This is a genomic window from Achromobacter sp. NFACC18-2, assembly GCF_900108985.1.
Classification (GTDB): Bacteria; Pseudomonadota; Gammaproteobacteria; order Burkholderiales; family Burkholderiaceae_B; genus Achromobacter.
Genome location: NZ_FNYM01000032.1, coordinates 1 through 8,648 on the forward strand (window position 1 = coordinate 1; position 8,648 = coordinate 8,648).

The following is an 8,648-nucleotide window of genomic DNA, read 5'->3' on the forward strand; positions in this document are numbered from 1 at the left end:
GAAGAGCAAGCCCGCGTGAACCGCGCGATGGGCTGCTGCACGACGCTATTCGGCTGGGATGGCGACACCCTGGCATGGGAAGGCCACGACGACCAGACCACGCACTACCTCTACGAACCCGGCAGCTTCGTCCCACTGGCCCAGGCGATCAGCCGCAAGCCCATTCTCCTGCACCAGCAACCGGCGTACGCCGGCGCCTATGACATCGACCGCGATCCGCTATGGATATCCTCGCCCGACCCGGACCCGGTGGACGCCATGGCCTGGTATCACTGCGATCACCTGGGCACACCGCAGGAACTGACAGACGCGCAAGGCGAGATTGCGTGGAGCGCGCAGTACCACGCGTGGGGCGCGGCCAAAGAAGCTATCACGGAAGCCGCCCGCGCGGCCGGAATCCGTAATCCGATCCGATTCCAGGGGCAGTATCTGGACCAGGAAACGGGCCTGCATTACAACCGGCACCGGTACTATGATCCGCAGATCGGACGGTTCATTACGAAGGATCCGATCGGGTTTGCGGGCGGGTTGAATGTTTACCAGTATGCGGATAACCCGGTGGGGTGGGTTGATCCGTTGGGGTTGGCGGTTGGCGACGGTGGTCAGACCACCGGCAGAGACAAGGCTCTCCCCACGGGCGTCCCGGAGTCGATATACACGAAGACTGATGCCAGTGGAAAATTAGCAGTTCAGAATACTGTGTACAACGTGGACGGAAAAGCAATCGGTCAAGTTGATTTCAAGAATCACGGAGGATGTGCGTGCTCTGGACATGGGCACATACTTAACCCACCGGGAAATTTCAAATCCGCGCATGGCCAGTCCGCGGTGCACCTGGCCCCTGAGAGTGTGCCCGATGGGTGGAGCACCATTCCCGAGGGCCTGATACCTGCCACACCCATAGGAAAATAGGAGTGAGCGATGTGTGAAAGTGTTTTCACGCTACTTAAACAATTTCACAACTTTGACGATGGCCTATTGCTGTCCTTTTCGTACTCTTACGAAGACGATCGGCCACTAAATGCAAAGATGGTATTTTTTTCCAGGAATCATTCATGCACGGGGAATGTCTGGAATAAGGTGGAAATCGAGGTTCTTGACGTACAAGAGCTGTTTTCAAAGGTCAACGGAGCTCACGACAACGCCATATGCTCTGGCGTCAAGCTGCTTCGATTCGAGGATTTTTGGTGCCTTGATGTCGATGGAAATTACATCATGGCCGGCGATCCTCAATCGATGGATGAAGTTAGAGAGTTCGGGGAATGCTACGTGACAGGCCGCTCCGTGAGAGGCCGAATAATTGAATGAGCGGCGCGGAACGACGCCTTCCGCGCGCCGTCCCTAGTTAGACTCGGTCGAACCTCGGGCTCAATCGCCTTCCGCCCCGCCCGGCTTGGCATTCGAACGCCTCAGGCCTTCCGCCCAGGCGGCGACTGGTCCGCCCAGGCGCATGCGCTCTCCGATCACCCCTCCCACTTCAATGCAGAATCTGACTCAAAAACAGCCTGGTTCTTTCGTTCCGCGGATGATCGAAGAAGTCGTCCGGGTTGTTCTCTTCGATGATCTCGCCGCGGTCCATGAATATCACCCGGTTGGCGACCTTGCGCGCGAAGCCCATTTCATGCGTCACGCAGATCATCGTCATGCCGCTTTCCTGCGCCAGCGTGACCATCACGTCCAGCACCTCCTTGACCATTTCGGGATCCAGCGCGGACGTGGGTTCGTCGAACAGCATGACCTTGGGATTCATGCACAACGACCGCGCGATCGCCACGCGCTGCTGTTGGCCGCCGGATAGCTGGCCGGGGAATTTGAGGGCCTGGTCCGGGATGCGCACGCGCTCCAGGTATTTCATGGCCGTGGCTTCGGCCTGGGCGCGGGATTGCTTGAGCACCCACATGGGTCCCAGCGTCAGGTTTTCCAGCACGGTCAGGTGCGGGAACAGGTTGAAATGCTGGAACACCATGCCGACCTCGCGGCGGATGGTCTCGATGTGCTTGAGGTCGCTGGTCAGCTCCGTGCCGTCGACGATGATCTGGCCCTTCTGGTGTTCTTCCAGCCGGTTGATGCAGCGGATCATCGTGGACTTGCCCGAGCCCGAGGGCCCGCACACCACGATGCGTTCGCCCTGGGCGACGTTCAGGTTGATGTTGCGCAGGACGTGGAACTGGCCGTACCACTTGTTGACGTCCTGCAGGCGAATGATGGCATCGGACATGCCTGGTCTCCTTCGGGTTTACCGGGCGTGCCCGGTGGCCAGGCGCTGCTCGAGCGCGCGGCTGTATTTGGACATGGAATAGCAAAAGACGAAGTAGATCAGCGAGATGAAGAGATAGGCCTCCACCCCGAAACCTCGCCATGCCGCGTCGGACAGGGCCGCCTTGGCCGCCAGCGTGAGGTCGAAGATGCCGATGATCACGACGAGCGAGGTGTCCTTGAACAGGCTGATGAAGATGCCCACCAGCGGCGGAATCACGATCTTGAGCGCCTGCGGCAGGATGATCTTGCGCATCTGCTGCCAGTAGTTCAGGCCGAGCGAGTCCGCGCCTTCGTACTGTCCCTTCGGGATGGCCTGCAAGCCGCCGCGCACCGTTTCGGCGATGTAGGCCGCGGCGAACATGATGATGGCGATCTGCGCCCGCAGAAGCTTGTCGATGGTGAAGCCTTCGGGCAGGAAGAGCGGCAGCATCACCGAGGACATGAACAGCAGGCTGATGAGCGGCACGCCGCGGATCAGCTCGATGTACACGACGCACAGCGCCTTGATCGCGGGCATTTTCGACCGGCGTCCCAAGGCCAGCAGCACGCCGACCGGAAAGGCGAAGGCGATGCCGAAGGTGGCCAGGATCAAGGTGAGCGGCAGGCCGCCCCAGCGGGCATTTTCGACGTAGGTCAGGCCGAAGACGCCGCCCCACATCAGCACGGCCACGGCCGCCAGGCCCAGCGTCCAGATGAGCGCCAGCTTGCCGTTCCAGAAGCGGCGCATGCCGCTTGCCACGATCACGGCGATGAGGATCACGGTGGCGATCAGCGGCCGCCACTGCTCATCGAAGGGATACGTGCCGAACAGAATCAGCCGGTGCTTTTCAATGATGAAGGCCCAGCAGGCGCCGCCGGAGGCCCGGCATTCCTGCGCGTTGGTCGCGTCGAAGTTCGCCTTGATGAAGGCCCATTCCACCAGCGCCGGCACCGCCATCAGCAGGCCCCACGCCAGCAGCACGGTGATCAGAAGATTGAGCGGCGACGAGAACAGGCGCGCCCGCATCCAGGCCCAGGCGCCGGTCTGCGCGCCGGGCGGGGCGAGGTCCGCGCCCAGGGTTTGCGTAGTGTTGCTCATCTCAACGCTCCACCAGCGCGATGCGCTTGTTGTACCAGTTCATGAATATCGAGATCGACAGGCTGACCGTGAGGTAGGCGCCCATGATGATGAGGATGCCTTCGATGGCCTGGCCGGTCTGGTTCAGCGTGGTGTTCACGACCGACACGATGTCGGGGTAGCCGATGGCCACCGCCAGCGAACTGTTCTTCAACAGGTTCAGGTACTGGCTGGTCATCGGGGGGATGATGACGCGCAGCGCCTGCGGCAGGATCACCAGGCGCAGCACCAGGCGGCGCGGCAGGCCCAGCGAGCCGGCGGCTTCCCACTGGCCGTTGTTGACCGCCTGGATGCCCGAGCGCACCACTTCGGCGATGAAGGCCGAGGTGTAGACGGTCAGGCCCAGGAAGAGGGCGACGAACTCCGGCGTCAGCGTCAGTCCGCCGACGAAGTTAAAGCCCTTGAGCGCCGGCATGTCCAGTGTCAGCGACGCGCCGCTCGCGAGCCAGCCGATGAGGGGAAACGCGACCAGCAGGCCGATGGCCGTGCGGCCCAGCTTGAACGGCTGTCCGGTCGCCTCCTGGCGCTTGGTGGCCCAATGCCCCACGACGACGATCGCCACGATGGCCAGCGCCAGCCCGCCCAGCATCCAGTCCAGCGACGTGCCTTCCAGCCCCGGCACCTTCAGCCCGCGATTGGAGATGAAGACGCCCGGGAGCGGATTGTGCGCCTGCCGCGGACCCGGCATGTTCTCGGTGATGAGCGCGTACCAGAAGAAGAGCTGCAACAGCAACGGCACGTTGCGCATCACTTCGACGTACACGGAGGTGATCTTGTTGACCAGCCAGTTCTTGGACAAGCGGCCGACGCCGATGAAGACGCCCAGGACGGTCGCGGCTACCAGCGCCAGCAGCCCGACGCGCAGCGTGTTAAGCACCCCGGCGAAGATGGCCCGCCCGTAGGTGTCGGCGGGGGAGTAGGCGATGACCGTTTCGCCAATGGCAAAGCCCGCCTCGCGGTTCAGGAAGCCGAAACCGGTCGAGATGTTGCGCAGCGACAGGTTGTGCAGCGTGTTGTGCACCAGGAACCAGACGGCGGCCCCGACGAGCGCCAGGGCCAGCGCCTGGTAGACGATCGCGCGCGTGGCCGGGTCGTTCCATGAGACCCGGCGCGGCGGCCGCTGCGCCGGGAGTTGAGCGATATGCGGCGCCACGGTTCAGCCCGCCATCAACGCGCTGACCGCAACGGCCAGGCGGTCCATGCCTTGCTCGATGACCTCGGTGGAGGTCGCGAACGAGAAGCGGACATAGGGCGACAGGCCGTACGAACCGCCGTCGATCACGGCCACGCCGGCTTCGCGCAGGAAAAAGAGGCTCACGTCCAGGTCGGTCTTCAGCTCCCCGTGGGGGCCTTTGCGGCCGATCAGGCCCTGCACGTTGGCGTACACGTAGAACGCGCCGTCCGGCATGGCGCACGAAATGCCCGGAATGTCGTTCAGGCGGCGCACGATCAGGTCGCGGCGGGCCTTGAAGATCTGGACCATCTCCGCGACGCTGGACTGGTCGCCTTCCAGGGCGGCCTGGGCCGCGGCCTGCGAGATCGCGCTGGGGCATGACGTGCTTTGCGACATGACCGTGCTCATCGCCTTGATCAGCTCGGCCGGGCCGGCGCCATAGCCGACGCGCCAGCCGGTCATGGCGTAGGACTTGGACATGCCGTTCACCACGAGCGTGCGTTCGATGAGCTGGGGCTCGACCTGCACGGGCGAGGCGTGCGCCTGGCCGCTGTAGGTGAAGGGCGCATAGATCTCGTCGCTCAGGATCCACACGTGCGGATGGCGCAGCAGCACGTCGGTCAGCGCGCGCAGTTCGGCGGCGCTGTAGACGGCGCCGCTTGGATTGCTGGGCGAGTTCAGGATCAGCCAGCGCGTGCGCGGCGTGATGGCCGCTTCCAGCGTGGCCGCGTCCAGCTTGAAACCCTGCGATTCGGGGCCGGTCACCACGACCGGCTTGCCTTCGCCCAGCAGCACCATGTCCGGATACGACACCCAGTACGGCGCGCACACGATGACTTCGTCGCCGGGCTCCAGGCTCGCGGTCAGCGCGGCGGCGATGATCTGCTTGGCGCCCGCGCCCACGGCGATCTGGTCCATGCCGTAGCGCACGCCCAGGGTCTGCTCCAGGCTGTTGGCGATGGCGCGGCGCAGGCCCACCGTGCCGTTGGGGCTGGTGTAGCGGATGTCGCCGCCGGCGATGGCGTCCTGCCCGGCGCGCGCGATGTGCGCCGGCGTGGGCATGTCGGGCTCGCCCAGCGTGAAGTCGGCGATCTCGCGGCCCTGGCGGCGCAGTTCGTCCACGACGATCTTGGCGGCCATGCTGGGCGAGGGTTTGATCTGTTTGAGTCGGGCGTTGACGATGCTGTTCATGGTGTTGCTGCGTAAAGGTGATTCAGGGGCGGGCCGCGCCCGCACGCCAGGAAAAGAGGGCGGCTGCGCGCGAGGCGCAGCCGCGTCATGCCGGGACTTAGCGCACCGGCCAGCCGTACATCAGGCCGCCTTGCGTCCACAGCTTGTTCAGGCCGCGTTCCAGTTTGAGCGGGCTGTTCTTGCCCATCGCGCGGTCGTAGCTTTCGCCGTAGTTGCCGACCTGCTTGATGATGTTGTAGGCCCACTTGTCGTCCAGGCCCAGGTTCTTGCCCATGCCCGGCGTCACGCCCAGGATGCGCTGGACGTTCGGGTTGGTGCTCTTGAGCATTTCATCGACGTTCTTGGACGTGATGCCGTATTCCTCGGCTTCGAGCATGGCGTTGAGCGACCAGCGCACGACGTTGAACCACTGCTCGTCGCCCTGGCGGACCATGGGGCCGAGCGGCTCCTTGGACAGGTTCTCGGCCAGGATCTCCCAGTCGTCCGGGTTGGCCAGGCGCGTGCGCATGTTGGCCGCGGTGTTGGACTTGTCGTTGGTGTAGGCGTCGCAGCGGCCGGATTCCAGCAGGCGGAAGTTCTCGTCGTAGTTCTCGACCAGCACGGGCTTGAAGGTCAGGCCGCGGCTGCGGAAGTAGTCCGACAGGTTCAGTTCGGTGGTGGTGCCGGGCTGCACGCAGATGGTGGCGCCGTCCAGTTCCTTGACGCTTTTGACGTTCATCGCCTTCTTCACGATGAGGCCCTGGGCGTCATAGAAGTTCACGCCCACGCCGATCAGGCCCAGCGTGGTGTCGCGGGTCAGCGTCTGGGTGGTGTTGCGCGAGAGCATGTCGATTTCGCCCGATTGCAGCGCGGTGAATTTCGCCTGCGCCGTCAGCACGTTGCCCTTGACCTTGGAGGCGTCGCCGAACATCGCGGCCGCCACGGCGCGGCACATGTCCACGTCCAAGCCGGTCCATTCGCCCTTGCTGTCGAGCACCGAGAAGCCGGGGATGCCGGCAAAACCGCATTGCAGGAAACCCTTTTTCTTGACGGCGTCGAAGGTCACGCCGGCCTGCGCGCCGGAAGCAACGCACAGCAAGGTCGCCGCGACGGCGGAGCTCAGAAACTTGCGCATGGAGATTTCTCCTGGAGATCGAAAGTGCTTGAAAAAGCGGATGGGTCGGAAACGGCCAAGCGTGCGGGGACCGCCCCGGCAAAGCTGGGGATGGCGCGTCGCGCATTCGGACGGGGGTCGAAAAGGGAGGTGAGGCAGGCAGGCCGGCGGGGCCGGTCAGGCGTCGCGCCGGTGCCGGCGCGTGGTGTAGCGGTGGTACGTACTGCGGAGGGTAAGAATGGGGCTCATCGGCGGCACTGGTACGTCATGGGTCTAGTGGCGGCGCGCGGGACGAGGGCCGTTATCGCGGCCGACGCCGTGCGTCATCCAATAAGACGTATGATGGCAGCCGTCATACAAGTACACAAGTAAGGGGATTCCCGTAATCCGACACACGGGAACGGTCTGGCTTCGGTGTTATTGCGCCGGCGGATGGGACAGCAGCTTGCGGTAACGCGCAATGCTGTCGCCCAGGTGGCGCGCCATGGCGGCGCGCGCGGCGCCGGGATCACGGCGCATGATGGCGGTCAAAATCGCTTCGTGTTCGCGCACGTTGCGGGTTTCGTACATTTCCAGTTCTTCGGGCGTCTTGCCGCCATGCTTGATGTTCAGGTCCAGCATGACGTCGCGCACCGCGGCCTTGAGCAAGGCGGGAAAGTGCGGATTGTTGGACGCGCGGGCGATCGACAGGTGGAACTCGTAGTCGGCCTTGACGGCCGCTTCCATGTCGCGCGTGGCGCGGTTGAAGGCGTCGAAGGCTTCGACGATGCCGCTCAGGTCCGACGCGCTGCGGCGCTCGGCCGCCAGTCCACAGGCCTCGACTTCCAGGCCGGCGCGCAGCTCCATGATGTGTAGGGCCCAGCGCGGATCGGTGGCGGGTTCGACCACGAAGTCGATGGGTTTTTCGCGGTCTTCGGTCACGAAGACGCCGATGCCGGGCTTGCTGACGAGGCGGCCGCTCAGGCGCATGGAGGCGACGGCTTCGCGGATGACCGTGCGGCTGACTTCGAACTCGTCACACAGCGCGTGCTCGGAAGGCAGCTTGTCGCCGGCGCGGTATTGGCGCGCATCCAGGCGCTTGGTCAGTTCATCGATGACGTAGTCGGTGAGGCGCGAGCGGGGAGGCCGGGCAGGAGTTTGCATTGTCTCTCTTATACGGAAATCGCTGCGGGCAGGGCAGGCGGCCCCGCGCGCGCAGCCGCAAGTGTACGCGTTCCCGGGGCGCGCCGCGGGTGTCCGGCCCGGGCGTGGGAGCGCGTCGCCAGGCGGCGCGGTCGCGGGACAGCATTGAGCCATATGACAACATACGGCCCGCGATTCGCCAAATTTTCTTTGCATCAAGAAGCAAAACGCCCTCCGGCGGAGGGCGTTTTGGCGCTTACGCGGGCGCGGGTTTACTCCGCGCCGGACTTCTTGATCAGGGCGTCGAGCATTTCCATCTCTTCGCCGGTCAGGTCGGTCAGGGGTGCGCGCACCGGGCCTGCGTCGTGGCCGACAAGCTTGGCGCCGGCCTTGACGATGCTGACGGCGTAGCCGGCCTTGCGGTTGCGGATTTCCAGGTAGGGCAGGAAGAAGTCATCCAGCAGGCGGTTGGTAGTGTCGCTGTCGCCGGCGGCGATGGCGTTGTAGAACTCCATGGCCATCTTGGGCACGAAGTTGAAGACGGCCGACGAGTAGACGGGCACGCCCAGCGCGCGGTAAGCGGCGGCGTAGACCTCGGCGGTGGGCAGGCCGCCCAGGTACGAGAAGCGGTCGCCCAGCTTGCGGCGGATGCGGACCATGGATTCGATGTCGCCGATGCCGTCCTTGAAACC

At 64.3% G+C, this 8,648-nt stretch carries 9 protein-coding genes; 2 read left to right on the forward strand and 7 right to left on the reverse strand.

Annotated elements, in window-relative coordinates:
• A partial coding sequence (locus BMW75_RS29935) for an RHS repeat-associated core domain-containing protein (protein WP_175493301.1) occupies positions 1-912 on the forward strand: 912 nt, incomplete at its 5' end.
• Between the two features lie 9 nt (positions 913-921).
• Positions 922-1,308, forward strand: a complete 387-nt coding sequence (locus BMW75_RS29375; RefSeq protein WP_139208622.1) for a hypothetical protein — start codon at positions 922-924, stop codon at positions 1,306-1,308.
• 169 nt (positions 1,309-1,477) lie between these two features.
• Here the strand turns inward: BMW75_RS29375 and BMW75_RS28880 are convergent, their stop codons facing one another.
• From BMW75_RS28880 to BMW75_RS28910, 7 genes are all read right to left on the reverse strand, one after another.
• Positions 1,478-2,218, reverse strand: coding sequence for an amino acid ABC transporter ATP-binding protein (locus BMW75_RS28880; protein ID WP_076520751.1), 741 nt, complete (start codon positions 2,216-2,218; stop codon positions 1,478-1,480).
• Between the two features lie 18 nt (positions 2,219-2,236).
• A complete protein-coding gene (locus BMW75_RS28885; protein ID WP_092582893.1) occupies positions 2,237-3,337 on the reverse strand; it encodes an amino acid ABC transporter permease in 1,101 nt (366 codons plus the stop codon).
• Position 3,338: 1 nt separating this feature from the next.
• The gene (locus BMW75_RS28890; protein WP_092582894.1) at positions 3,339-4,529 is read right to left on the reverse strand and encodes an amino acid ABC transporter permease; all 1,191 of its coding nucleotides are present in this window, start codon (positions 4,527-4,529) and stop codon (positions 3,339-3,341) included.
• Positions 4,530-4,532: 3 nt separating this feature from the next.
• On the reverse strand, positions 4,533-5,741 hold the full coding sequence (locus tag BMW75_RS28895; protein WP_092582895.1) for an aminotransferase class I/II-fold pyridoxal phosphate-dependent enzyme: 1,209 nt from the start codon (positions 5,739-5,741) through the stop codon (positions 4,533-4,535).
• 97 nt (positions 5,742-5,838) lie between these two features.
• The gene (locus BMW75_RS28900; RefSeq protein WP_092582896.1) at positions 5,839-6,855 is read right to left on the reverse strand and encodes an amino acid ABC transporter substrate-binding protein; all 1,017 of its coding nucleotides are present in this window, start codon (positions 6,853-6,855) and stop codon (positions 5,839-5,841) included.
• Positions 6,856-7,251: 396 nt separating this feature from the next.
• Positions 7,252-7,977 (reverse strand): FadR/GntR family transcriptional regulator, encoded by a 726-nt coding sequence (locus BMW75_RS28905; RefSeq protein WP_076520755.1) that lies wholly within the window; start codon positions 7,975-7,977, stop codon positions 7,252-7,254.
• A 251-nt stretch (positions 7,978-8,228) separates the two neighbouring features.
• The coding region (locus BMW75_RS28910; protein ID WP_175493302.1) for a dihydrodipicolinate synthase family protein at positions 8,229-8,648 on the reverse strand (420 nt) is incomplete at its 5' end.

Coding starts and splice junctions, on each gene's coding strand:
- BMW75_RS28895 (WP_092582895.1), bottom strand. CDS start 5,741: ATGAACAGCATCGTCAACGCCCGACTCAAACAGATCAAACCCTCGCCC.
- BMW75_RS29375 (WP_139208622.1), top strand. CDS start 922: ATGTGTGAAAGTGTTTTCACGCTACTTAAACAATTTCACAACTTTGAC.
- BMW75_RS28900 (WP_092582896.1), bottom strand. CDS start 6,855: ATGCGCAAGTTTCTGAGCTCCGCCGTCGCGGCGACCTTGCTGTGCGTT.
- BMW75_RS28885 (WP_092582893.1), bottom strand. CDS start 3,337: ATGAGCAACACTACGCAAACCCTGGGCGCGGACCTCGCCCCGCCCGGC.
- BMW75_RS28905 (WP_076520755.1), bottom strand. CDS start 7,977: ATGCAAACTCCTGCCCGGCCTCCCCGCTCGCGCCTCACCGACTACGTC.
- BMW75_RS28880 (WP_076520751.1), bottom strand. CDS start 2,218: ATGTCCGATGCCATCATTCGCCTGCAGGACGTCAACAAGTGGTACGGC.